The organism is Simplicispira piscis, from assembly GCF_054783455.1.
This window is the reverse complement of the sequence record NZ_BAAGQN010000019.1, coordinates 78,117-102,033: the sequence shown is the minus strand read 5'-3', so window position 1 is coordinate 102,033 and position 23,917 is coordinate 78,117. Positions and strand designations below refer to the sequence as shown.

The window sequence follows — 23,917 nt, the reverse complement described above, 5'->3', positions numbered from 1 at the left end:
TACCCGTGGGACCCGATGGAGGATTACGCCTTCATGAAGCGCAACACGGAGGACTTCATGAGCTTGTGGCGCTGCAGCAAGCCGACCATCGCCAAGGTGCACGGCGCCGCCGTGGCCGGCGGCAGCGATATTGCGCTGTGCTGCGATTTACTGGTGATGGCCAACAACGCCCGTATTGGCTACATGCCCACGCGGGTGTGGGGCTGTCCCACCACTGCCATGTGGACGCACCGCCTGGGCCCCCTGCGCGCCAAGCAGTTGATGTTCACGGGCGACGTGATCTCGGGCGCACAGGCGGCCGAGTGGGGCCTGGCCAACTATGCGGTGGACGAGGCCGAGCTGGAAGCAACCACGATGCAATTGGCCACCCGCATTGCCGGCGTGCCGCGCGGCCATCTGGCCATGCACAAGCTGGTGGTGAACCAGTTCATGCTGAACGCGGGGCTGGAGCAGGGCCAGATGCTGGCCACGGTGTTCGACGGCATCACGCGTCACAACCCGGAGGGCCTGTGGTTCCGCCGCTATGCGCAAACCGAGGGCTTCAAGGCGGCGGTGCAGTGGCGTGACTCCGGACGGCCGATTCCCGAAGGTGACGAGGCGCGCACGGAGATCGCGCGCATGGAAGAAGCCCTGCGCCAAAAGGGGCAGGGCGGTTGAACTTCGTCAGCGACCCAATATCGAGCGCGCTACCAGCTCCTTCATGATTTCCGACGTGCCGCCGTAAATGCGCAGCACGCGCGCGTCGGTCCAGAAGCGCGAGATGGGGTATTCGGCCATGTAGCCGTAGCCGCCAAAAAGCTGAAGGCAGGCATCGGCCACGCGGCTGAACAGCTCGGTGGTGTGCAGCTTGAGCGCGCTCACCGCCTCGGGCGTGAGCTGGCCTTGCTGGTAGGCGGCCACGCTGGCGTTGAGGAAGGCCTCGGCGGCGGCGATGTCGGCGGCGCACTGCGCCAGCGTGAAGCGCGTGTTCTGGAACTGGCCGATCGCCTGACCAAACGCCTGGCGCTCCTGCACGTATTTCAGCGTGGCATCGAGCGCGCCCTTGGCGCCGTGCACCGCCTGCACGCCGATGATGAGGCGCTCGCGCGGCAGCTCGCGCATCATCTGCACGAAGCCCTGGCCTTCCACGCCGCCGAGCAGCGCATCCGCCGGCACGCGCATGTCGTTGAAGAACAGCTCGGAAGTGTCGCCCGCGTGCTGGCCGATTTTTTCCAGGTTCTGGCCGCGCGTGAAGCCGGGCGTGGCCGCGTCCACCAGGAACAGGCTCACGCCCTTGGCGCCCGCGGCCGGGTCGGTCTTGGCGGCGAGCACCAGCAGGTTGCAGTTCTGGCCGTTGCTGATGAAGATCTTGCTGCCGTTGATGACGTAGTGGTCGCCGTCCTTGCGCGCTGTGGTGCGGATGGCCTTGAGGTCGCTGCCCGCGCCGGGCTCGGTCATGCCGATGGCGGCGATGGCCTCGCCGCTGGCCATGCGCGGCAGCCAGTACTGGCGCTGCGCCTCGGTGCCGCAGTGCAGCAGGTAGGGCGGGATGATGTCGTTGTGCACCTGCAGCCCGCCGACAAAGCCGCCGTAACCCCGGCGCGAGAGCACCTCGACCACGGCGAACGAGAAGGGCACGCTGGCGCCCGGGCCGCCGTAGGCATCGGGCACGTCGGCGCAGAGGTAGCCGTTCTCGCCCATCTTGCGCAGCAGGTCGCGCGGCACGCGGCCTGCCTTTTCCCAGGCGCGGTAATGGGGTTCGATCTCGGCGTCACAGAAGCGCTCTAGCGATTCGGTGAAGAGCTGCAGTTCGGCTTTTTCGTCGGCCGTGAGAAATGTGTTGGGAAGCATGGTGCTATTGAAATAAGAGCTATTAGCGCTTTACCATAAAGCTCTGGAGGCCAAAAAGACTCAAACCCGTTCGTAGATGGCCGCAATGCCCTGGCCGCCGCCGATGCACATGGTCACCAGCGCGTAGCGCCCGCCCGTGCGGTGCAGTTCGGCAATTGCCTTGGTGGTGATGATGGCACCGGTGGCGCCCACCGGGTGGCCGAGCGAAATGCCCGAGCCGTTGGGGTTGACCTTGGTCGGGTCCAGGCCCAGCTCCTGCACCACGGCGCAGGCCTGGGCGGCGAAGGCTTCGTTGGCCTCGATCACGTCCATGTCCTGCACCTTCAGGCCCGCGCGCGCCAGCACCTTCTGCGTGGCGGGCACGGGGCCGATGCCCATGTAGGCCGGGTCCACGCCGGCGTGCGCGTAGCCCACTAGGCGGGCCAGGGGTTTCACGCCCAGTGCGCTGATGCGGTCGCCCGCCACCAGCACCACGGCGCTGGCGCCGTCGTTGATGCCCGAGGCGTTGCCTGCGGTGACACTGCCGCCGTCTTTGCGGAAAGCGGGCTTCATGCCAGCGAGCACTTCCAGCGTGGTGCTGGCGCGCACATGCTCGTCGGTGTCGAACAGCACGGTGCCTTTGCGTGTGGCAATTTCGACCGGGACGATCTGTTCCTTGAAGTACCCGGCGGCGATGGCGGCGGCGGCGCGGCGCTGGCTTTCCAGCGCGAGCTGGTCCTGCATCTCGCGGCTGATTTTGTAACGCTCGGCCACGTTCTCGGCGGTGATGCCCATGTGCATCTTCTGCCAGGGGTCGTGCAGGATGCCGAGCATGTAGTCGATGCTCTTGGCGTCGCCCATGCGCGCGCCGTAGCGCGCGGCGGTATCGAAGTAGGGGCCCCGGCTCATGGACTCAGACCCGCCACCCACGGCCACGTCGCAGTCGCCGTAGCCAATGGCCTGCGCGGCCGAAATGATGGCCTGCAGGCCCGAGCCGCACAGGCGGTTGACGTTGAAGGCGGGCGTCTCGATGGGGCAGCCCGCGTCGATGGCGGCCACGCGGCTCAGGTACGCGTCTTTGGTGTCGGTGGGAATCACGTTGCCCATGACGACATGGCCCACGGCGTCGGGCGCCAGGCCCGAGCGGGCGATGGCGGCCTTGACGGCGGTGGTGGCGAGCTGGGTGTTGGGCACGTCCTTCAGGCTGCCGCCGAAGGTGCCGATGGCGGTGCGGGCGGTGCTGACGACGAAGACGTCACGGTGGGTCATGGAAATTCTCCGGAGATGAAAAACGGGATCAGCGGCCCTGGAAGGCAGGGGCGCGTTTGGCGAAAAAGGCTTCGATGCCCTCGGGCAGGTCGGCTGTGTGGCCACATTGTGCAAAAGCGGCGGCTTCGGCCTGCAGTTGTGTGGGCAGGTCGTGGTCGAAGCTGGCGCGCATCAGGCGGCGCATGTGGCCATAGGCCACGGTGGGCCCGGCGGCCAGGCGCTGGGCCAGTTGCTGTACGGCGGCGTCCAGCTCGGCGGCGGGCAGTACCCGGTTGATGAGGCCCAGGCGCTCGGCCTCGCTGGCGCTGAGGGCCTCGCCCAGCAGGGCGATTTCCAGCGCACGGCGCAGGCCCACCAGGCGCGGCAGCGCCCAGGAGGCGCCCACGTCGCAACTGGTGCCCAGGTTGATGTAGGCCAGGTTCAGGCGTGTGCCCTCGGCGGCGAGCACAAAGTCGGCCTGCAGCATGAGCGACAGGCCCGCGCCCGCAGCCACCCCGTGCACCTGGGCGATGACGGGGGCGTTGATCTGGCCCAGCAAGGCCACGGCGGCGTTCAGCGGCGCCAGCAGGTCGGCGGCGCCTTGCACCGGGTTGGCGCGCAGGGTGGCCAGGTCGCCCCCGGCCATGAAGCCCTTGCCGTTGCCGCGCAGCACCACGGCGCGCACGCCCGGGTCGGCGGCGATGGCTTGCACGGCGGCCAGAAAGGCCTCGGCCATGGACACGTCAATGGCGTTGAGCGCCTCGGGGCGGTTGAAGCGCAGCGTGGCGATGGCGCCCTGGCGCTCGAGCAGCACGGGGGGCGGGGGGGTGGGGGCGTGCATGGGGATGCTCCTGAATTCAGAGCTGGTAGCGCTTTACAGTATTGGTTTTTAGATATTTTTGTATTCAAAAACCAATACCATCAAGCGCTAGCAGCTCTCGTTTTGATAGTGCACTGCGCTAGCGGTACAAGGCCTCGATCTCTTCGGCATAGGTCTTGTAGATGCTCGAGCGCCGCACCTTCATGGTGGCGGTGACTTCGCCATCGTCGTGGTCCAGCTCTTTGGTGAGCAGGTGGAATTTGCGGATCTGCGAAACCTGGGCCAGGCGCTCGTTGCCGGTGCGGATGGCGTCGTCGATGAGGGCGCGCACCTGGGGCATTTCCACCAGCGAGCGGAAATGCGTGAACGGCAGGCGCTGCGCCTCGGCCCATTTGCCCACGGTTTCATAGTCGATCATGACCAGCGCGCCGACGAACTTGCGGCCCTCGGCGACGATGACGCATTCCTTGATGTAGGGGCTGCCCTTCATCGTGTTCTCGATCTCCGACGGCGTGAGGTTCTTGCCACCGGCCGTGATCATGATGTCCTTGAGGCGGTCCACAATTTTGAGCTGGCCGCGCTCTTCGCGCACCACGTCGCCCGTGTGCAGCCAGCCGTCCTGGATGCTTTGCGCCGTGGCCTCGGGGTTCTTGTAGTAGCCCGCGAACACCATGTCGCCCTTGATCTGGAACTCGCCCGCCTCGCCAATGCGCCACTCCACGCCCTGCGTGGGTACGCCGACGGTGCCCACGGCCACGTCGCTCAGCCGGTGGCCGGTGACCATGCCGCTCGACTCGGTCAGGCCATACACCTCGACCAGCGGCACGCCCAGTACGCGAAAGAACCGCACCACATCGGGTGGAATGGGCGCGGCGCCAGTCAGCGCCACGTGCACATCGCGCAGGCCCAGAAAGTTCTGCAACGCACGGAACATCAACCAGTAGCTGGCAGCAAAGCGCAGCCGCTCGCCCAGGCTCCACGCGGCGCGCGGTTTTTCGGCCAGGGGTTCGCAGGCGGCGTAGGCTTTGTCAAACAGCGCGCGGCGCAGGCCGCCGGTTTCCTGCAGCTTGATGCTGATGGAGGCGTGCATCTTCTCCCAGATGCGCGGCACGCCCAGGAACATGGTGGGCGCCACTTCGCGCAGGTCTTCCTGCACGGTGCGGATGGATTCGCCAAAGTTGACCTGCGAGCCGATGTACACCGGGCAAAAGGTGGTGAGCATTTGCTCGGCCACGTGGCACAGCGGCAGGTACGACAGGTGGGTGGTGCTGCGCGAGAGCTCCAGGCGATCGACGATGCCGGGCACCACGCCGCGAATGTTGCGCCATGACACCATCGCGCCCTTGGGCTTGCCGGTCGAGCCCGAGGTGTAGATCATGAGGCCGATGTCGTCGAGCGTCTGCTGCGCCAGCGCCTGGTCGATCAGGGCCTGCTGGCCCGATGCGGCGCCCAGTTTTTCCAGTGCGTCGAAGGTGGTGATCAGGTCGCGCACCTCGGGCGCAAAGCTGCGCAGGCCCTTGGTTTCCATGACGACGATCTTCTTGAGGCGCGGCAGCTGGTCGAGGGCCTCGATCAGCTTGTCGGTCTGCTCCTGGTCCTCGCAGACCATGATCTCGATGTCGGCATGGCCCACCACATAGGCCACCTCGGACGAGGGGCTGGTGGGGTACACCCCCACGGTGACGGCGCCCACCAGGCCCGCGCCCATTTGTGCCAGCACCCATTCGGTGCGGTTCTCGGAGATCACGCCCACATGGCCGTCCGCAGGCAGGCCCAGGGCGCGCAGGCCCAGGCCGACATGGCAGGCGCGCTGGTAGTACTGCGCCCAGGTAAAGGGCTTCCAGATGCCGAAGTCTTTTTGCCGCAGCGCAATGCGCTGCGCATCGGTGCGTGCGCGTTCGCGCAGCATTTGGGGCAGGGTGAGTTCGGGGAGATTCAACATATCAGTGATCCATTGCGCATCGCGAACCCATAGCCGTCAAAACTGGCGCGGCAAAAGCCAGGGCCGCCGTGCAAGGGCCGCCCCGCCGCACGGGCGGCGTCCCTCTTCCCGCATCGCGCAGCGAGGCGAGAGAAGGGGGAAGGCGCGAAGCGCCACAGGGGGTTGTTCGCGCTCACGACAGCCACCTCTTCCGGCGCTTGTAATGCTTGATGTCTTTGAAGCTTTTCGCTTCGCCGCCGCCGCCCATGCCCAGGTAGAACTCGCGCACGTCGGGGTCGCCCGCCAGGCGTTCGGCCGTGCCGTCGATGACGATCTTGCCGTTCTCCATGATGTAGCCGCTGTGTGCCACGGCCAGGGCCACGGTGGCGTTTTGTTCGACCAGCAGCATGCTGGTACCGCGCTCGGCGTTGATGCGCGCAATGATGGTGAAAATGTCTTCCACCAGCTTCGGAGAGAGGCCCAGCGAAGGCTCATCAAGCAAGATCAGCTCGGGCTGGGCGATGAGGGCGCGGCCAATGGCCAGCATCTGCTGTTCGCCCCCCGAAAGGTAGCCTGCCAAGCCTTTGCGGCGCTCGTGCAGGCGGGGGAAATACTGGTAGACGAGGTCGAAGTCAGGCTTGGCGCCTGCGCGCCCGGTGAGCGCATAGGTCGCGGCGACCAGGTTTTCCTCGACCGTGAGGTCTTCAAACACGCGGCGCCCCTCCATTACATGCGAGAGGCCGCGCCGCACGAGCTGCTGCGGCGCGTACTGTGCGGTGCTTTGGCCGTTGAAGAGGATGCTGCCGCTTTCCAGTGCACCGTCTTCCAGTGCCAGCAACCCCGACACCGCTTTGAGCGTGGTCGATTTGCCCGCCCCGTTGCTGCCCAGCAGCGCCACGATGTGGCCGCGCGGCACGGCCAGCGACAGGCCGCGCAGGGCCTGCACGACCTTGTTGTAGATGACCTCGATGTTGTTGACTTCGAGGACGTTGGCCCGGGCGTTATCGGTCATGTGTGTCACTGTTCAAAAATGCTCGCGGCGCTGGAACCGCCACAGTCCAGGCCAGCGACCGCCGCGCAAGGGCCGCCCCGCCGCGCTGGCGGTGTCCCCCTTCCCCGCATCGCGCAGCGATGCGAGAGAGAAGGGGGAAGCGGCGCAGCCGCTCAGGGGGTTGTTCACAGCTTGATCCAGTCGGACGCTGCGACCATCTTCTGGGCCTTCATGTCGGCCCGGTACACGCGGCCCACGGGAATGGAGTTGCCGCTGATGGTGATGGGCACGCCAATCAGGCCACCGGTGTCGAAGTCCTTGATGGTGTTGAGCGCGGCCTTGAGGTTCTTGCCGTTGAGCTCCTTGCCCGCATCGAGGCAGCGCTTGGCCGATTCGGTGAACAGCATCGCCGCCAGAAAGCCCTGGATGTAGGCCGTGCTCTGGTACTCGGGGCGCATCTGGCGGATTTTCTCCAGCATGGGTGCTTTTTCGGTGTCGTAGTAGTAGCGGTAGGGCATCACGCCCATGAATCCGTCGCCGACTTCGCCCATCTTCATGACGGTGGAGCTGTCCATGGTCCAGAACGTCCCCATCCACTTGCTCTTCATGCCTTGCTGCTTGCCCTGGGTGATGAACTCAGGAATGGGCGCGAGGATGTAGCCGTGGAAGATGGTGTAGTCGGGCGCGGCGCGGCGCAGCTTGATGACTTCGGTGGACACGTCCACGCTGCCCGCGGGCGTCATGATCTTGACGGCCACCGACAGGCCCAGCTTCTTGGCCAGGGCTTCGCTGGAGTCGATGGGGTCGCGGCCAAACTCGGAGTCGGAGTAGACGAAGGCCACCTTGGCGCCCGGTTTTTCCTTGGCGATGTGGTTCAGCAAAATGCCGAACATCTCGGTGTAGTCGGGGCCGACCAGGAACTGGTGGGGGTATTTCTTGGGGTCGTTGAGCTCGGTGGCAAACGAGGCCCCGGCCATCATGATCTCGCCCGTGCGGTCCAGCTCGGGGTTGATGGTTTTGGCGAAACCGGTGGAGTCGCCGTAGTACAGGTGCACCTTGTTCTGGCTGGTGATTTTCTTGAAGGCCGCCACCGACGCATCGACCTTGTAGCCGGTGTCCTCGGGCACGTACTTGAGCTTGCGGCCCTTGATGCCACCGGCGTCGTTGATGATCTTGGCGTAGTCCTTCATGCCCGCGTCGATGCCGATGCCGGCAAAGGCAAACACACCCGTCATGGGGATGGAGCCGCCGATGACGATGTCTTCACCGCCCGCCTGGGCGTGTGCAGCCAAGGGCGTGGCCAGTGCGGCACCCGCGGCCAGCAACAGCGAGCGGCGGCGTTGGGACGTCAGGGATTTCTGCATGTTTGTCTCCTTCTTGCGTTGTGAATGGGGCTCGCCGCGTCAGTTGCGGAAGGGCCACAGGTGGAAAAAACGGCGAATGCGCCGCCACACTTCTGCGAGCCCTTGTGGCTCGAACACCAGAAATCCAATGATCAGCAGACCAAAAATGATGGTGCGCACGGGTGAGAGAAACACCGTGAGATTGGCCCCGCCGGGCAGCCAGTCGAACACCAGCTTGAGCAGCTCGGGCACCATGGTCATGAACACCGCGCCCAGGATGCCGCCCAGGATGGAGCCCATGCCGCCGACGATGATGGCGGCGAGGAAAAAGATCGACATCAGCAGCGGAAAGCTCTCGGGCGTGACCACGCGAAAGAAGTACGCCCACAGGCCGCCCGCCACCCCGGCGTAAAACGACGACAGGCCAAACGACAGCAGTTTGTAGCGCAGCAGCGGAATGCCCAGCACCTCGGCCGAGATGTCGCGGTCGCGGATGGCAATAAAGGCGCGGCCCACGCGCGTGCGCAGCAGGTTGGCCGCGCCCAGCAGCATGAGGATCGTGACGGGCACGACCAGCCAGTACAGGCGAAACGAGGTATCCAGTGGCAACCCGAACAGGGTGGCCGGGGGCACGCTCAGGCCGCCTGTGCCGCCGGTGATGTTGAAATTGGCAAACAAAAAATGCGCGATGAAGGAGGCCGCAATCGTGGCAATGGCCAGGTACAGCCCCTTGACGCGCAGCGACGGAATGCCCACGACCAGCCCGCCGAGCATGGCGACCATGCCGCCGCAAAAGATGTTCAATAAAAAAGGGGTTCCCCACCGCGTTTGCATGATGGCCACCGTGTAGGCGCCCAGCCCCATGAAGGCGGCCTGCCCCATGCTGAGGAGACCGGTGTAGCCGGTGAGGATGTTCAGCCCCGCGCTGCTCGCCACATTGATGCTGACCAGGCAAGCCAGGTACAGCCAGTAGTCGCTGGCCATGAAGGGGAACAGCACCAGCAGTGCGGCGCCCACGGCCAGCCACACCTTTTGGGTGTGCGAGTCGAACAGCGCCGCGTCGGCGGTGTAGGTTTCCTTGAGGGTTCCGATGCGCATAGGTCAGGCCTCCCGCCGGGCCGCCCCAAGGGAGGCCTGCGCCCCACGCGCCAGCAAGGCGCAGGGCGTTGCTGCGCCATGGGGCAGTGAATACACGAAGTGATGAGCGTGGGGGTTCATGTTTTTACAGACGTTCTATTTCGTGCGTGCCGAACAGGCCGTAGGGGCGCACCATGAGGATGCACACCAGCACGATGAAGGTGGCGAGCAGCTTGTATTCGCCGCCCAGATAACTGCCCGCCAGGGCTTCGACCAGGCCAATGAACAGGCCGCCCACCAGCGCGCCGAGCACGCTGTCGAGCCCGCCCACGATCACCACCACCAGCACCGACAGGCCGAACACGCCCATGCTCGACGAGATGCCGCCAATGGAGCCCACGATGATTCCGGAGACGGCGGCGATCATGGCCGAGACCACCCAGGACAGCGAGAACACGCGCGGCACGTTGATGCCCACGGAATACGCGGCGGCCTGGTCACTGGCCGTGGCCCGCAGTGCCACGCCCCCGCGCCAGAAGCGGAACAGCAGCAGCACGGCGGCAATGAGCACCACCGCGATCATGGCGCCCCAGAACACCTTGGGCGCCAGGAAGGCGTCGCCCACCATGATGGGGTCGCTGGGCATGAAGTCGGGCAGGCGGCGCTGGTCGGCGCTCCAGATCACTTCGACCAGGCCCACCAGCACCGAGGCCAGGCCCACCGTGACCATGAACACGGAGATCGGGGGCTCGCCCAGCAGCGGGCGGATCATGGTGCGCTCGATCACCGCGCCCAGCACGCCGCTGCCCAGCACCGCGGCCGGAATCGCCAGCCACAGCGGCAGCGCGAACATGGCGGCAAAGGTGAAGAACAGGTAAGCGCCTGCCATGAGCATTTCGCCAATGGCGATGTTCACCACGCGCGTGGCTTTGTAGACGATCACAAAGGCCAGCGCAGCCAGCGCGTACAGCCCGCCGCTGGCAATGCCGGTGAGGCAGATCTCGAACAGGTAGGCCCAATCCATCATGCGACTCCCTGTGCGTGGGTGGTGGCGTGCAGCTTGCGGCGCAGATCGCCCACGTCGCCCGAGCCGAGGTAGGCGCGGTTGACTTCAGGGTCTTGCTGCACCACGGCGGGTGTGCCCTGGGCAATGACCTGTCCGAAGTTGAGCACCACGACGTGGTCCGACAAATCCATCACCATGCCCATGTCGTGCTCCACCATCAATACCGTCACGCCCCACTCGGCCCGCACATCGAGGATGAAGCGCGCCATGTCTTCCGTCTCTTCGCGGTTCATGCCGGCCACGGGCTCGTCGAGCATCAGGATTTGCGGCTGCATGGCCAGCGCGCGGGCCATCTCCACGCGCTTTTGCAGGCCGTAGGGCAGGGCAGAGACAGGTGCGTGGCGGATGTGGTCGATCTCCAGGAAATCGATGATGCGCTCCTCGATGTCGCGGCGCAGTTCGGCCTCTTCGCGGCGTGCGCGGCCCATGTAAAACAGGGCGTCAAACACGTTGGTCTTGAGGTGCGCGTGGCGCCCGAGCTTGATGTTGTCGAGCACCGTCATGCCGCGAAACAGCGCGATGTTCTGAAAGCTGCGGCCCAGGCCCAGCTTGGCTCGCTGCGGTGCCGCAATGCGCGTGATGTCCTGGCCCTTGAACCGGATGCTGCCCCCCGTGGGCCGGTAGAAGCCCGAAATGGTGTTGAACAGCGAGGTCTTGCCCGCGCCGTTGGGTCCGATCACGGCGGTAATGGAGCCCGGCTGCACGCCAAAGCCTACGCCCGAGAGCGCCTTGACGCCGCCAAACGCCAACGTGACGCCATCGACTTCCAGCAGGGGAGCGGCGGGGGTTCCGCCAGGGTGTTGTGTCGCCATCGCTCTCTAGGGGTTTGTGCGGTCCAGAAAAATACTACTCGTGCGTAAACTGTTTACTTGTGAGTAGTATTTTGAGTGTCTCGCCCTAGCCCTGCATTGGTAGTTTCCCGGTGTAATACCCCCCATGACTGAATCCACCGCCGCCAGAAAGACCCGCGCCCCGTCTGCTGCAGCATCGCCCTGGGCCAGTGCGCCCGACCGTATGCAACAGCGCGAGGCCAAGCGCCGCGCCGTGCTGCAAGCGGCTGCGCAGCTGTTCAACGAGCGCGGTTTTCATGCCACCTCGCTCGACGACATTGCCGCGCGCCTCAACGTGAGCAAGCCCACGCTGTACTACTACGTCAAGAACAAGGACGAGATCTTGCTGCAGTGCGTGCGCCAGGGGCTGGAGATGACGCTCGAAGGTATCGAGGCCTCACGCCAGGCGGGAGGCAATGCGGTGGACCAGTTGCGTGCCTGCATGCAGGCGTATGCCGACATCGTCATGCAGCCCTTTGGCATGTGCCTGATCCGCGTGGGCGACGAGGAGGTTCCCGAGCCCAGCCGCACGGAGCTGCGCCGCATGAAATCTGAGATCGACCTCGCTTTCAGGCGCCTGGTGGCCCAGGGGGTGCAGGAGGGCTCGCTGCAGTCGTGCGACCCGAAGATGACCGCCTTTGCGATCGCTGGCGCCCTGAGCTGGATCGGCCGCTGGTACCAGCCCGGCGGCGAGTACACGCCCGAGCAGATCGCCCAGCAGTGCATTGCGACGCTGTGCGATGGGGTGCTGCGGCGGGCGGATACGCTGCCCGCCCCGGCGGCCAAGCCCGCGCGCAAGCGGGGGGTGGTGGTGGCTAAACCCTGATCGGGACTGTGCGCTGCAATCTATTTTTGGTTTTTTTGCCTCTAGCGCTTGATGGGTAAGCGCCGATAGCTATTGTTTTGATAGTTTTTTGCCCAAAGGTACCGTGCTATCGCCCGCAGCCGCCAGGTCGTCCAGGATGGGGCAGTCAGGCCGCTGGTCGCCATGGCAGCACTGCACCAGCGACTGCAGGGTGCGCTGCATGGCCTGCATGGCGGCGATGCGGGTGGCCAGGTCGTCGATGTGGGCCTGGGCAATGCTTTTGACCTGGCTGCTGGCGCGCGCCTTGTCTTGCCACAGGCCGAGCAGGGTGGCAATCTCGGCCATGGAGAAGCCCAGGTCGCGCGCACGGCGGATGAAACGCAGGGCGTGCACGTCGGCCTCGGTGTACTGGCGATAGCCGCTGTCGGTGCGTGCCACGGGCGGCAGCAGACCCAGTGATTCGTAGTGCCGCACCATGCGCGCTGACACGCCGGCGCGTTGCGCGGCCACGCCGATGGGCACGGGCCAGTGGACGGCAGCGGGCTGTGTCATGCAGCGACCGTGTAGCCTTCTTCGGTGATGGCGGCGGCCAGGGCTGCGCGGGACTGCTCGCTGGTGACGTCCACACGGTTGTGCGCGCGGTCGATCTGCACGGTGGCTTGCGGGTCAAGCTCTTGCACGGCGTTGGTGACGGCGCGCTCGCAATGGCCGCAGGTCATGCCTTGAACGTCAAACTGGTGTTGCATGGGGAAAGCCTTTCAGGGTGATTTGCAATGGGAAGGTTTGCATCATGAACCTTGACGCCATGGCAAGGTCAAGCCATGGCGGCTGTTTTATTTTTGCCTGGTGCTTGACCTTGCCATGGCGTCAGGGTTTAGGGTAGCGACCATGAACACCACCACCGCTCTTCCCCCCCCCGCCAGCGACGGCGCCTTCCAGGAGCTGGACTTGTCGATTGGCGGCATGACCTGCGCGACCTGCTCGGGCCGTGTGGAGCGCGCGCTGCGCAAGGTGCCGGGCGTGCAGAGCGCCACGGTGAACCTGGCGACGGAGACGGCGCGCGTTCAGTTTTCTGCGCCGGATGGGGGTGACGCTACCGCCATGGACGCCTTGCTGCGCCGTGCCGTGCGCAATGCGGGCTACGAACCGTTGACGGCGGCGGCCAGTGCGGCGCGCGAAGAAGACACCTCGCCCTGGACGGGGTTCACACCGGTGGCCATTGGTCTGGTGCTGTCTGCACCGCTGGTGCTGCCCATGTTGGGCGACCTGTTCGGCCAGCACTGGATGCTGCCGGCCTGGGTGCAGTTTGTGCTGGCCACGCCGGTGCAGTTCATTCTGGGAGCGCGCTTTTACAAGGCGGGCTGGGCGGCGGCCAGGGCGCTGTCGGGCAACATGGATTTGCTCGTCGCCATTGGCACCAGCGCGGGTTGGGGTTTGTCGATGTGGCTGTGGTTGACCGCGCACCCCGGGCATGCGCCGCACCTGTACTTTGAGGCTTCTGCCGTGGTGGTCACGCTGGTGCTGCTGGGCAAGTGGCTCGAAGCCCGCGCCAAGCACCAGACCACGGCGGCGATCCGCGCGCTGCACGGCCTGCGGCCCGATGTGGCGCACCTGCTGGGCAAAAGTGGCGAAGTCGATGTGCCGGTGGCCGAGGTGATGGTGGGCGACCGCCTGGTGGTGCGCCCGGGCGAGCGTTTTCCGGTCGATGGCACGCTGCTCGACGGCGATACGCAGGTGGACGAATCCATGCTGACGGGAGAGCCGTTGCCGGTGACCAAGGAGGCCGGTGCGGTGTTGACGGGTGGCTCGATCAACGGCGATGGCCGCGTAGTGCTGGAGGTGCGCGCGGTGGGGGCCGAGACGGTGCTCTCGCGCATCATCCGCCTGGTGGAAGACGCGCAGGCGGCCAAGGCGCCTATCCAGCGCCTCGTGGACAAGGTGGCCAACGTGTTTGTGCCGGTGGTGCTGCTGATTGCGCTGGCCACGCTGCTGGGCTGGTTGTGGGCGGGTGTGGGCGCCGAGGTGGCGCTGATCCGTGCCGTGGCGGTGCTGGTGATTGCCTGCCCGTGTGCGCTGGGTCTGGCGACTCCGGCGGCCATCATGGCGGGCACGGGCGTGGCGGCAAAAAACGGCATTTTGATCAAGGACGCGCAGGCGCTGGAGCTGGCGCACAGGGTGGACACCGTGGCGTTTGACAAGACCGGAACGCTGACCGTGGGCCAGCCACGCCTGACCGCGTTTCACGTGGAACCGGGCGCCGATGACGCTGCCGTGCTGGCGGCCGTGGCGGCGGTGCAAAGCGGCAGCGAACACCCGCTGGCGCGCGCGGTGGTGCAGGCGGCACAAGACCGTGGCTTGACGATGGCGGAGCCGGCCGGTGTGCGCGCCGTGCCGGGGCGCGGTACCGAGGGTGGGGTGGCTGGGCGCAGCTATCTGGTGGGCAGCCTGCGCTGGATGGATGAGCTGGGCGTGGACCTGGGCGCGCTGGGCGTGCGTGCGCAGCAGTTGCAAAACGAAGGCGCCACGGTATCGGCCGTGGCCGAACGCAGCGCGCAGGGCCTGGTGGTGCGCGCACTGATGGCCTTTGGCGACGAGCCCAAGCCCGGCGCACGCGAGGCACTGGCGCTGCTGCGGGCCAAGGGCATCCGCACCGTCATGATCTCGGGCGACAACCGCGGTGCGGCCGAGGCCATGGCGCGCCGCCTGGGGCTGGATGCCGCCGATGTGCGCGCCGAGGTGCTGCCCGGCGACAAGGCCGCGCAGGTGGTGGCATTGCAGCGGGGCGAGGACGGACGGGACGATGAGCGCGGCCGGGCCGCCCCAAGGCGCGAAGGCCCCCTTGGGGGGCAGCGACCCAGCGCAGCGGCGGAGCGTGGGGGCCACATTGTTGCCATGGTGGGCGACGGCGTGAACGATGCGCCCGCGCTGGCCGCCGCCGATGTGGGCATGGCCATGGGCAACGGCACCGACGTGGCCATGCACGCGGCCGGCATCACGCTGATGCGCGGCGACCCGGCGCTGGTGGCTGCGGCGCTCGATATTTCACACCGCACGGTGCTGAAGATCCGGCAGAACCTGTTTTGGGCGTTTGCCTACAACGTGGCCGGTATCCCGCTGGCGGCGCTGGGTTACCTGAGCCCGGTGGTGGCAGGCGCCGCCATGGCGCTCAGCTCGGTCAGTGTGATGACCAATGCGCTGCTGCTCAAGCGCTGGCGGCGGTAGGCTCAGTCCAGCGCCGGGTAGTCGGTGTAGCCCTGGGCGCCGCCGCCGTAGAAGGTGGCGCGGTCGGGGGTGTTGAGCGGGGCGCCGCGCTGCAGGCGTTCTACCAGGTCGGGGTTGGCGATGTAGGGGCGGCCGAACGAGACGATGTCGGCGCCTTCGGCCACGGCGCTTTGCGCCATGGCCAGGTCGTAGCCGTTGTTCACCATCCAGGCGCCCTTGCCGCCGCTGTTGCGGTACACGGCCTTGAGGGCGGCGTAGTCGAAAGGGCGTTCGGGCAGTTCGCGCGGGCCGCCCGTGGAGCCTTCGATGATGTGGATGTAGGCCAGGCCCAAAGGTGCCAGGTGGTGCAGCAGGTAGTCAAACAGCTGCTGCGGGTTGTCGTCGACGATGTCGTTGGCGGGGGTGACGGGCGAGAGCCGGATCGCGGTGCGGCCTGCACCGATTTCGTCGGCCACGGCGTGCACCACTTCCAGTGCGAAGCGGGCCCGGTTCTTGATGCTGCCGCCGTAGTCGTCCTGGCGCTGGTTGGCGCCCGTTTTCAGGAACTGGTCGATCAGGTAGCCATTGGCGCCGTGGATCTCGACGCCATCAAACCCGCAGGCAATGGCGTGGCGTGCGGCGTGCCGGAAGTCCAGCACGATGCCCGGCAGCTCGGATGCGTCCAGCGCGCGCGGCTCGGAGGTCTCGGTGAAGGTGGGAACGCCGTCGCGAAGGAGTACGGTCTTGGTCTTGGCGCGCACAGCCGAAGGGCCGACAGGCGACACATTGCCCGGCTGCAGCGAGGTGTGCGAGACGCGGCCCACATGCCACAGCTGCGCGACGATTTTGCCGCCTGCCTTGTGCACGGCGCTGGTGACTTGCTTCCAGCCGTCGAGTTGCTCTGTGCTGTAGAGGCCGGGCACATCGGCATAGCCCTGGCCTTGCGGGCTGATGGCCACCCCTTCGCTGATGAGCAGGCCGGCACTGGCGCGCTGGGCGTAGTACTGGGCCATGAGGGCCGTGGGAATGGCGCCCGGGGCACGGTTGCGGGTGAGCGGCGCCATGGCGATGCGGTTGTCCAGGGCGATGTCGCCTGCGTGGATGGGTTCGAAAAGGGTCGGCATAGTGGTCTTCAAGGTAAAGCGTTGCGGCCAAGCGTAGTGCTGCTGTGGGCGCAGTGCAATGCTGCAGGCGACAGCAGGGTTCTGGTAGGTGGGGCTCAATCATGGATTGAAAAGGGGCTTGAAGGCAAATTTCACCAGCGGTGGAAGCTATTGTTGTGATAGCAAATTTTGCTGCGAGACAGTGCCTTGTCCCAGGGGCAGGCGCGCCGGGCTGCTGCGGCACAATCTGTGCGATGCACGAACGTCCTTCTCCCGCTCCGGCGCCGCGTGGCCAGGTGGTGTGGCTGGCCCTGGCGCTTTCGCTGGGGGCTGCGGTGTCGCTGGGGATTACGCGCTTTGCCTACGCGCTGCTACTGCCGCCGATGCGCGAAGACCTGGGTTGGTCGTACACGCTGGCGGGGGGCATGAACACGATCAATGCGCTGGGCTACCTGCTGGGCGCTCTGGCCACGCCGCTGCTGCTGCGGCGCTATGCCCCCGGGCCGTTGCTGCTGGCCGGGGCTGTGCTGGCCACGCTGTTCATGGGCTCGTGCGGTTTCTTTCTGGATGCGCCTTCGCTGCTTTTGCAGCGCTTGCTGGCGGGTGTGGCCAGCGCGCTGATCTTTATTGCCGGCGGGCTGATGGCTGCGCGCCTGGGGGCACTGGATGCCCCACGCAGCGGCTTGCTGCTGGGGCTGTACTACGGTGGCACGGGCTGGGGGATCAGCCTGTCAGCATTCTTGGTGCCCGCGGTGCTGGCGGCCGCCCCTGGCCCGCACAACTGGACCTGGGCCTGGTGGGCGCTGGCGCTGGCCTGCGCTGTGGCCACGCTGGGCATGGTGTGGCCGGTGCGCGTGCTGCGCCGCCTGGACGCCGCGCCCGCCGTGGTGCCGGTCGCTTCAGCCCCCGGCGCGCCTGCAACGCTTGCGCCTGTTGCGCCACGGCTGTTTACGGTGCGGGCCTTTGCCCCGGCGCTGGCAGGTTATGCCATGTTTGGCGTGGGCTATATCGGCTACATGACCTTTGTCGTGGCGCTGCTGCGCACACAAGGTGTGGGCAGCGGGGCCATCACGCTGTTTTATGCGTTGCTGGGGCTGGCGGTGGTGCTGTCGTCGCGCATCTGGGCCGGTCTGCTCGACCGCAGCCGGGGCGGACAGGCGCTGGCTTTGCTGAGCGGCCTGCTGGGGCTGGCCACGGTGCTGCCGGCCTTGACGGCCTCGTGGCCGGTGGCGCTCGCCTCGGGCCTGCTGTTTGGCGGGGTGTTTTTGTCGGTCGTCGCTTCGACCACGGCCCTGGTGCGGCACAACCTGCCGTCCTCGCAGTGGGCGGTCGGTATCAGTGCGTTCACCATTGTTTTTGCGGCCGGGCAGATCATGGGGCCCACGGTGGTCGGCGCGATTGCCGACGGCCCGGGCGGGCTGGCACGCGGGTTGGTGTTTTCGGCCGGGGCGCTGTGGCTGGGCGCGCTGCTGGCGTGGCGCCAGCAGGCGCTGCAGGGGTAAGACTTCCCGCACTTACCCGCGTTGCGTGGTCACACGATGGGCCGTGCATCGCGCAGGGCAGCGGAGTGCTTATGCGATCAGGCCTTCGGCTTTCATGGTCGCCACGACGGCGGGGCGCTCGCCCACGCGCTTGCGATAGGCGGTGAGGTGGGGGAGGTGGGCCAGATCCATGCCCACCACGCGCGGCCAGCCGCTCACGGTGAACAGGTAGGCGTCGGCCACGGTGAACTGGCCGCCCATCAGGTAGTCGCGCCCGGCCAGTTGCGCATCTACCCAGGCCAGGCGGCCCAGCAGGCGCTCTTTGACGGCGGTCTTGTATTCCTCGTTCGCGTTGCCGCCAAACAGGGGTGAGAAGCCCTTGTGCAGTTCGGTGCCGATAAAGGTCAGCCATTCCTGCAGTTGGTAGCGCTCGAAACTTCCCGCGGGCGGGGCGAGCTGCTTGTCAGGCACCAGGTCAGCCAGGTACTGCACGATGGCTGGGCCTTCGCGCAGGGTGCGGCCATCGTCGAGCACGAGGAAAGGTACGTAGCCCAGGGGGTTGATCGTGTAGAAGTCGGTACCGTCCGGCAGCTTGTGTGTCTTGGTGGGCGCGGCGATGGCTTCGTGCGGCAAGCCCGCTTCGTGCAGAACGATGTGCGGTGACATGGAACAGGCGCCGGGAGAGTAGTACAGCTTCATGAACGGTTTCCTTGGGTCAAAAGTCGAAGCCGCCATGGTAGGCCCAGCGGTGCGGGCGTGCTGTTGCGTGGGCAGAAACCATGCAGTTCAAGATGCTGTGCCCCGGTGCTGCAGGAGGCGTTGCAGCGCAGGAGCACGCCGATCAGTCCATGGGCTGCACTGCTGTGGTTCCCAGCACCACCGCCTCGGGCCGCTGCAGCAGAGCCTTGAGCAGCGGAGGCTCGAAGTGCCGGCGCACCGAGATGGCGTAGAAGTTTTCGTACAAATCGGGCACCACGCCGTGGTTCACCAGGCGGCCGCTGCGCAGCTCGTCTTGCACCACCACGCTGGGCAGCAGGGCGATGCTGTCGGAGTCGCGCGCCAGCAGGCGCATCAGCGCCATGTCGTCCACCTCGGCGCGCAGCCGGTAGCGGATGCCGCGCTGCTCGCACATCAGGTCGAACGCGGCGCGGATGTCGTTGTCACGCCCGGGCAGCAGCAGCGGCGTATCGGCCAGGTCTTGTGGAAAGCGAAAGGGTTTGGCGCCAGGCCGCGCCTTGCCCACCAGGCTCACGGGCTGGCGCGCGATGCGCTGGCAGCGCCAGGGGTTGTCGGTGCTCGCGTGCACGCGCTGGTTTGACAAGATCAGGTCGAGCGTGTGCACGCGCAGGCGGGCCAGCAACTCCAGCAGGTTGCCCGAGTGCAGCACCAACTCGACGTCATCGCGTTCGAGCAGCGGATGCAAAAAGTTCTCTTGAAAATTGCGCGACAACGTGGCTACGGCGCCGATGCGCAGCACCTGGCGCTCGTCACGGCGGCCCTCGCGCATGAGCGCCATGAGCTCGTTGCCCGAGGCAAAAATCGACTCGGCATAGCCCAGCGCGAGCTGCCCCGCCTCGGTCAGCTGCAGGCTGCGGCCCACGCGCGCAAACAGCGGCTGGCCGAGCTGCTCTTCGAGCTGCCGGATCTGCGCCGACAGCGCCGATTGCGAGACATGCAGGTGCGTGGCTGCGCGCGTGAGGTTGCCCTCTTTGGCAACCGCCCAGAAGTAGTGCAGGTGGTGGAAGTTGAGGCGTGACACCAGTTGAACGTTCTTTTAAACAGTACAAAATGTGCTTAAAAATGCATTTTACAGAATGATTCCAGATCGGCAAAGTCACAGTATTCGTGAGAAAGGACACTGTGATGGCTGGATTTTTTTCGGTGAGCAGTGCGGACTTGCCCTTGTGGCACGCCGCGCTGGTGGGGGCCCCGGCGCTGTGGGCCGGGCTGGCGGCAGCGCTGGTGGCTGGCGTGGCCCGCAAAGACACAAGCCCGGTGGTGGCCTGGCGCATCGCAGGTGTGGCCAGCCTGGCTGCTCTGGTGGCTGCGGGTTTAGGCCTGCTGGCGGTGGCGCTGGGCTCGGCAGGCGTGGGCTACGGGGTCCGCGCCGATGTGGTCGGGGCACTTGCCATGCTGCTGGTGGCCTTTGTGGGCTGGGTTATCGTGCGTTACTCGCAAACCTATCTGCAAGGCGAGCGGCGCGAAGTGCATTACGTGCGCTGGCTCCTGGCCACGCTGGCCACCGTGCTGGTGGTGTTGGCCACGGACCACCTGCTGGTGCTGGCTTTGGCATGGACGGCCACCAGCCTCACGCTGCACCATTTGTTGACCTTCTTTGGTGACCGGCCCGCCGCAGTGGTGGCCGCGCACAAGAAATTCATCGTAGCCCGACTGGCCGATGTGTGCATGCTGGGTGCCGTGGCGCTGCTGTGGATGGCTTACGGCACGCCGCATATCCACGCCATGGTGGCGCAGGCTGCGGGAGCGCCCCTGCCGGGATCGGTGCAGTTGGCCGTGGTGCTGCTGGCATGTACGGCGGTGCTCAAATGTGCGCAACTGCCGTTCCATGGCTGGCTCATCCAGGTAATGGAGGCACCCACGCCGGTGTCGGCCCTGCTGCATGCGGGCATCGTGAACCTGGGCGGCTTTGTGTTGCTGCGTTTTGCCCCGCTGGTGTCTGAGGTGTCTGCTGCGCAAACCCTGCTGGTGGTGGCTGGTGCGGCCACGGCCGTACTGGCGGCGCTGGTGATGACGACGCGCATCAGCATCAAGGTGATGCTGGCCTGGTCCACCTGTGCGCAGATGGGTTTCATGCTGATGCAGTGCGGCCTGGGGGCCTGGGACATGGCGCTGCTGCACCTGCTGGCGCACTCGCTCTACAAGGCACATGCCTTTTTGGGCGCAGGCGGTGCCGTGCGGCGTGCGCAACTGGTGCAACTGACGCCGCAGGCGCCAGCCTGCGGGCTGGGCGCGACGCTGGTGGGTGCTGTCACCGGCATGGCCATGGTGCTTGTCGCCGGTGCTCTGTGGAGCCTGTGGATGCCGGGTTTGGTGGCATCGCCTGCGATGTGGGTGCTGGCGGGTGTGGTGTCGCTGGCGCTTACGCCCCTGGTGCGGGCGCAAGCACAAAGCGCCTCGTGGATCGCGTTGGCGGGTGCTGCGCTGTGTGTGGCGCTGACGTATTTCGGACTGCATGTGCTGCTGGGCGGTTGGCTGGGTATGCCAGCGCCGCAGCCGGTGACCGCACTCTGGGTGGGCGCTGCGCTGGCTTTTGTCGTCCTGTTCGTGTTGCAGTCGGTCGTCACCCTGGCCCCAGGGGGGGTGCTGGCGCAGCGTCTGTACCCGTGGTTCTACGGCGGGCTGTTTTTGGATGAAAAGTTCAACAGCCTGGCCTTTGCGCTGTGGGCACCGCCTGCACCTGCGCAGCAGGCCACCGCTTTGCCCATGCTGTCCGTGGTGGCTGCCCCGCCCGCACACCTGCATCCCGCCGCCTCTGGAGTGACACCATGACCGCACTTGCCCAGGACATCGATCGGGCCTGCGCCTGCATTGCGCCCACTTGGCCGCTGGACCAGTTCATTGCCGTCAACCCTTACTGGGGCTGGGTCGATAAGCCCATGCCACAGGCGGCGGCGGCATTGGAGGCCTTGGGCGGCACGCGCCTGACCATGCCGCGCAACTGGTTCGCCGCGCAGTGGCAAGCGGGGCATTTGCAGCGCCAGCACCTGCAAGCAGCAGCAGAGCGTGCCGCAGGCGACACCGCCGCTGCAGGCCGTGTGGAGCAGGAGGTCAATGCCCTGGTGGCTGCGCTGGAAGCGCCCACTGCTCCCTCTTTGCACCGGCTGCCCCTCATCACGGATCTGCGCGATGCCGGTGTGCCCCCACGCCCTGGGGTGTCGTGGGCTGAGATGGTCACGCACCAGGTCAGCCAGCACTGCGCGGCATTTTTTGACACGCAGCAGGCCAGCTGGGGCATGCCGCAGTCGGCGGGCTTGTGGGGCACCTGGCGCCAGCAGTTGGCAGTCGACCATGGCCTGCCGTGGCACCACGGCCATGCGGCGCTGGCCCAGCGGCTGGCGGCTTTGCCCGGCGATGCGCGGGCGGTGATTGCGCAGGCGCTGGCCGGGCTGGGCATGGATGCGCGCGGCCAGGCCGCTTACCTGAGCGCAGTGCTCATGGCGATCGGCGGCTGGGGCGCCTGGTGCGCATATGAGCGCTGGCAGGCGCGGTTGGCAGGCAAAGACGACGACCAGCTGGAGCAGCTTTTGGCGATTCGCCTGACCTGGGAATGGTTGCTGCACGACGATGCGCCGACGGGTACGGTGCCCGCAGGCTGGGCCGCGCAGTGGAGTGCCGCCGATGCCCTGGCCCGGCAATGCGAGGGCGCCCAGGCGCTGGACTGGCTGCTGCAGGACGCGCTGGAGACGGCCTACCAGCAGCCCTTGCTGGCGGGGTTGTCGAAGGCTGCGGCGGCCCCCGCCAAAGCACCCCAAGTGCAGGCACTTTTTTGCATCGACGTGCGCTCGGAAGTCTTTCGCCGGGCGCTCGAAGGCGTGGATGCGAGTGTGCAAACCCGTGGCTTTGCCGGGTTCTTTGGCTTGCCCATCGCCTATGCGCCAGTGGGCAGTGCGCTGACCCGCCCGCAGCTGCCGGGTCTGCTGTCGCCCGCGCTGTGTGTGACTGAAAGCGCGGGCGATGCCCACCTGGCGCAGGTGCTGGCGGGCCAGCGGCGCCGTGCGCTGCAATGGCGTGCACGGTGGGACCAGTTCCGCGCTGCACCAGCGTCGGGTTTTAGCTTTGTGGAATCGCTGGGGCTGCTGTACGGTGCCCAGCTGGCCCGGCAAAGCCTGCCGTCGGGCGCAACGCCTGCGCGCTGGGAAGATGCGGGCCTGCCCCCCGCAGAGGCCGCCAAACTGCGCCCCCAGATGCCCCAGGCCTTGAGCGCGCCCGAAGAGGGCGCTGCCATCGCCCACCGCGTGCTGACTGCCATGGGCCTGGTGCGCGATTTTGCCCCGCTGGTGCTGGTGGCCGGCCACGGCAGCCAGAGCGCCAACAATCCCCACGCAGCCGGGCTGGACTGCGGTGCTTGTGGCGGCCAAACCGGCGAGGTCAACGCCCGGGCGCTGGCCGACCTGCTCAACACTCCTGCGGTGCGCGAGCACCTGGCACCGCTCGGTATCACCATCCCTTCCAGCACGCACTTTGTGCCGGGCCTGCACAACACCACCACCGATGAATTGGTGCTGTTGGATGCCGATGCGGTGCCGCCCAGCCATACCGCCCGGCTAGAGCGCCTGCGGGCCTCTCTGCATGCCGCGGGACAGCGCGCGCGGGCAGAGCGGGCCGCCAGCCTGGGGCTGACAAGCCTCGAAGGCAACCCGCAGGCCTTGCTGCAATCGCTGCGCGAGCGCGCCAATGATTGGGCGCAGGTGCGGCCTGAGTGGGGTCTGGTCAACAACGCGGCCTTTATCGTCGCGCCGCGTGCGCGCAGCCAACATCTGAACTTGGGCGGCCGCGCGTTCTTGCACGACTACGACCACCGCCTGGACCCAGACAACGCGGTGCTCACGCTCATCATGACGGCGCCCATGGTGGTGACGAACTGGATCAACCTGCAGTACCACGCCTCGACCGTGGACAACCGCCGCTACGGCAGCGGCAACAAGCTGCTGCACAACGTGGTAGGCGGGCGGCTCGGCGTGTTTGAGGGCAATGGCGGTGACCTGCGCATTGGCCTGCCGATGCAGTCGCTGCACGACGGGCAGGTGCTGCGCCACACCCCGCTGCGCCTGAGCGTCTTCATCGAAGCGCCGCGCGAGGCCATCGACGCGGTGATGGCGCAGCACGCCGTGGTGCGCGATCTGGTGGGCAACGGCTGGATGCACCTGTTCTGGCTGGAGCCCCAGGGCCCGCGCATGGCGCAGTGCTGGCAGGGGCGGTGGCTGGAGGTGACCCCGCGGGCTAGTCCGGCTGGGTGAGCGCTTCCAATTGCGCCAGATAGTGCAGGGCGTGTGCCTGGTGGGCGCCGCACATCTCCACCGACGGCATGAGTCCAGCACACACCGCAGGTCGGGTGGGTTGGCCAAAGATCAGGCAGCGTGCGTCGTCGCCGAGCTGCACGCAGCGCACCCCGGCGGGCTTGCCCCGTGGCATGCCGGGAATCGGCGAGCTGATGGAGGGTGCGGTGCAGCAGGCGCCGCAGCCGGGGCGACAATCCATGCG

Annotated in this window: 21 protein-coding genes; 6 read left to right on the top strand and 15 right to left on the bottom strand. The window is 66.7% G+C overall.

From position 1 onward, the window contains the following. A partial coding sequence (locus ACYVOC_RS15350) for a crotonase/enoyl-CoA hydratase family protein (protein ID WP_461162361.1) occupies window positions 1-657 on the top strand: 657 nt, incomplete at its 5' end. 6 nt (window positions 658-663) lie between these two features. On the opposite strand, the gene ACYVOC_RS15345 is transcribed toward ACYVOC_RS15350, so the two are convergent. The 9 genes from ACYVOC_RS15345 to ACYVOC_RS15305 all read right to left on the bottom strand — a co-directional run bounded on the left by ACYVOC_RS15345 (window position 664) and on the right by ACYVOC_RS15305 (window position 11,087). Continuing rightward, on the bottom strand, window positions 664-1,830 hold the full coding sequence (locus ACYVOC_RS15345; RefSeq protein ID WP_461162360.1) for an acyl-CoA dehydrogenase family protein: 1,167 nt from the start codon (window positions 1,828-1,830) through the stop codon (window positions 664-666). A gap of 60 nt (window positions 1,831-1,890) precedes the next feature. Continuing rightward, complete coding sequence (locus ACYVOC_RS15340; protein WP_461162359.1) at window positions 1,891-3,078, bottom strand: acetyl-CoA C-acyltransferase family protein; 1,188 nt, start codon at window positions 3,076-3,078, stop codon at window positions 1,891-1,893. Between the two features lie 28 nt (window positions 3,079-3,106). Beyond that, complete coding sequence (locus ACYVOC_RS15335) at window positions 3,107-3,898, bottom strand: enoyl-CoA hydratase/isomerase family protein (protein ID WP_461162358.1); 792 nt, start codon at window positions 3,896-3,898, stop codon at window positions 3,107-3,109. A gap of 118 nt (window positions 3,899-4,016) precedes the next feature. Beyond that, window positions 4,017-5,819, bottom strand: coding sequence for an AMP-dependent synthetase/ligase (locus ACYVOC_RS15330; protein WP_461162357.1), 1,803 nt, complete (start codon window positions 5,817-5,819; stop codon window positions 4,017-4,019). A 172-nt stretch (window positions 5,820-5,991) separates the two neighbouring features. Then, window positions 5,992-6,810: an ABC transporter ATP-binding protein gene (locus ACYVOC_RS15325; RefSeq protein ID WP_461162356.1), complete on the bottom strand. Its 819-nt coding sequence runs from the start codon at window positions 6,808-6,810 to the stop codon at window positions 5,992-5,994. Between the two features lie 164 nt (window positions 6,811-6,974). After that, the gene (locus ACYVOC_RS15320; RefSeq protein ID WP_116005523.1) at window positions 6,975-8,153 is read right to left on the bottom strand and encodes an ABC transporter substrate-binding protein; all 1,179 of its coding nucleotides are present in this window, start codon (window positions 8,151-8,153) and stop codon (window positions 6,975-6,977) included. 39 nt (window positions 8,154-8,192) lie between these two features. Continuing rightward, complete coding sequence (locus ACYVOC_RS15315; protein ID WP_116005524.1) at window positions 8,193-9,230, bottom strand: branched-chain amino acid ABC transporter permease; 1,038 nt, start codon at window positions 9,228-9,230, stop codon at window positions 8,193-8,195. 124 nt (window positions 9,231-9,354) lie between these two features. Beyond that, window positions 9,355-10,236, bottom strand: coding sequence for a branched-chain amino acid ABC transporter permease (locus tag ACYVOC_RS15310; RefSeq protein WP_116005525.1), 882 nt, complete (start codon window positions 10,234-10,236; stop codon window positions 9,355-9,357). Further along, window positions 10,233-11,087 carry an ABC transporter ATP-binding protein gene (locus ACYVOC_RS15305; RefSeq protein ID WP_116005526.1) on the bottom strand — a complete coding sequence of 285 codons (855 nt, stop codon included), beginning with the start codon at window positions 11,085-11,087 and terminating at the stop codon, window positions 10,233-10,235. The genes ACYVOC_RS15310 and ACYVOC_RS15305 overlap by 4 nt, the downstream gene beginning before the upstream one ends. A gap of 124 nt (window positions 11,088-11,211) precedes the next feature. Here ACYVOC_RS15305 and ACYVOC_RS15300 point away from each other — a divergent pair, with 124 nt between their 5' ends. After that, window positions 11,212-11,931 carry a TetR/AcrR family transcriptional regulator gene (locus ACYVOC_RS15300; RefSeq protein ID WP_461162355.1) on the top strand — a complete coding sequence of 240 codons (720 nt, stop codon included), beginning with the start codon at window positions 11,212-11,214 and terminating at the stop codon, window positions 11,929-11,931. 69 nt (window positions 11,932-12,000) lie between these two features. Here the strand turns inward: ACYVOC_RS15300 and cueR are convergent, their stop codons facing one another. Both cueR and ACYVOC_RS15290 read right to left on the bottom strand, forming a co-directional pair. Continuing rightward, complete coding sequence (gene cueR, locus ACYVOC_RS15295; protein WP_461162354.1) at window positions 12,001-12,462, bottom strand: Cu(I)-responsive transcriptional regulator; 462 nt, start codon at window positions 12,460-12,462, stop codon at window positions 12,001-12,003. Next, window positions 12,459-12,656, bottom strand: a complete 198-nt coding sequence (locus ACYVOC_RS15290) for a heavy-metal-associated domain-containing protein (protein WP_461162353.1) — start codon at window positions 12,654-12,656, stop codon at window positions 12,459-12,461. Before ACYVOC_RS15290 ends, cueR begins: the two co-directional genes overlap by 4 nt. Before the next feature lie 142 nt (window positions 12,657-12,798). Between ACYVOC_RS15290 and ACYVOC_RS15285 the strand changes: the two genes are divergently transcribed. After that, on the top strand, window positions 12,799-15,132 hold the full coding sequence (locus ACYVOC_RS15285) for a heavy metal translocating P-type ATPase (protein ID WP_461162352.1): 2,334 nt from the start codon (window positions 12,799-12,801) through the stop codon (window positions 15,130-15,132). A 2-nt stretch (window positions 15,133-15,134) separates the two neighbouring features. On the opposite strand, the gene ACYVOC_RS15280 is transcribed toward ACYVOC_RS15285, so the two are convergent. Next, window positions 15,135-16,235 carry an alkene reductase gene (locus ACYVOC_RS15280; protein WP_116006208.1) on the bottom strand — a complete coding sequence of 367 codons (1,101 nt, stop codon included), beginning with the start codon at window positions 16,233-16,235 and terminating at the stop codon, window positions 15,135-15,137. A gap of 233 nt (window positions 16,236-16,468) precedes the next feature. Here ACYVOC_RS15280 and ACYVOC_RS15275 point away from each other — a divergent pair, with 233 nt between their 5' ends. Continuing rightward, window positions 16,469-17,716, top strand: a complete 1,248-nt coding sequence (locus ACYVOC_RS15275; protein ID WP_461162351.1) for a YbfB/YjiJ family MFS transporter — start codon at window positions 16,469-16,471, stop codon at window positions 17,714-17,716. A gap of 69 nt (window positions 17,717-17,785) precedes the next feature. Here ACYVOC_RS15275 and gstA read toward each other — a convergent pair whose 3' ends face one another. Next, window positions 17,786-18,394: a glutathione transferase GstA gene (gene gstA, locus ACYVOC_RS15270; protein WP_116005532.1), complete on the bottom strand. Its 609-nt coding sequence runs from the start codon at window positions 18,392-18,394 to the stop codon at window positions 17,786-17,788. A 142-nt stretch (window positions 18,395-18,536) separates the two neighbouring features. Beyond that, complete coding sequence (locus tag ACYVOC_RS15265; protein ID WP_461162350.1) at window positions 18,537-19,454, bottom strand: LysR family transcriptional regulator; 918 nt, start codon at window positions 19,452-19,454, stop codon at window positions 18,537-18,539. A 104-nt stretch (window positions 19,455-19,558) separates the two neighbouring features. On the opposite strand from ACYVOC_RS15265, the gene ACYVOC_RS15260 reads away from it, so the two are divergent. Both ACYVOC_RS15260 and ACYVOC_RS15255 read left to right on the top strand, forming a co-directional pair. Then, window positions 19,559-21,205, top strand: coding sequence for an NADH-quinone oxidoreductase subunit L (locus ACYVOC_RS15260; RefSeq protein WP_461162349.1), 1,647 nt, complete (start codon window positions 19,559-19,561; stop codon window positions 21,203-21,205). Then, a complete protein-coding gene (locus ACYVOC_RS15255; RefSeq protein WP_461162348.1) occupies window positions 21,202-23,673 on the top strand; it encodes a YbcC family protein in 2,472 nt (823 codons plus the stop codon). Before ACYVOC_RS15260 ends, ACYVOC_RS15255 begins: the two co-directional genes overlap by 4 nt. Here the strand turns inward: ACYVOC_RS15255 and ACYVOC_RS15250 are convergent. After that, on the bottom strand, window positions 23,657-23,914 hold the full coding sequence (locus ACYVOC_RS15250) for a YkgJ family cysteine cluster protein (RefSeq protein ID WP_461162347.1): 258 nt from the start codon (window positions 23,912-23,914) through the stop codon (window positions 23,657-23,659). The two genes, ACYVOC_RS15255 and ACYVOC_RS15250, sit on opposite strands and share 17 nt — an antisense overlap. Between the last annotated feature and the right edge of the window lie 3 nt (window positions 23,915-23,917).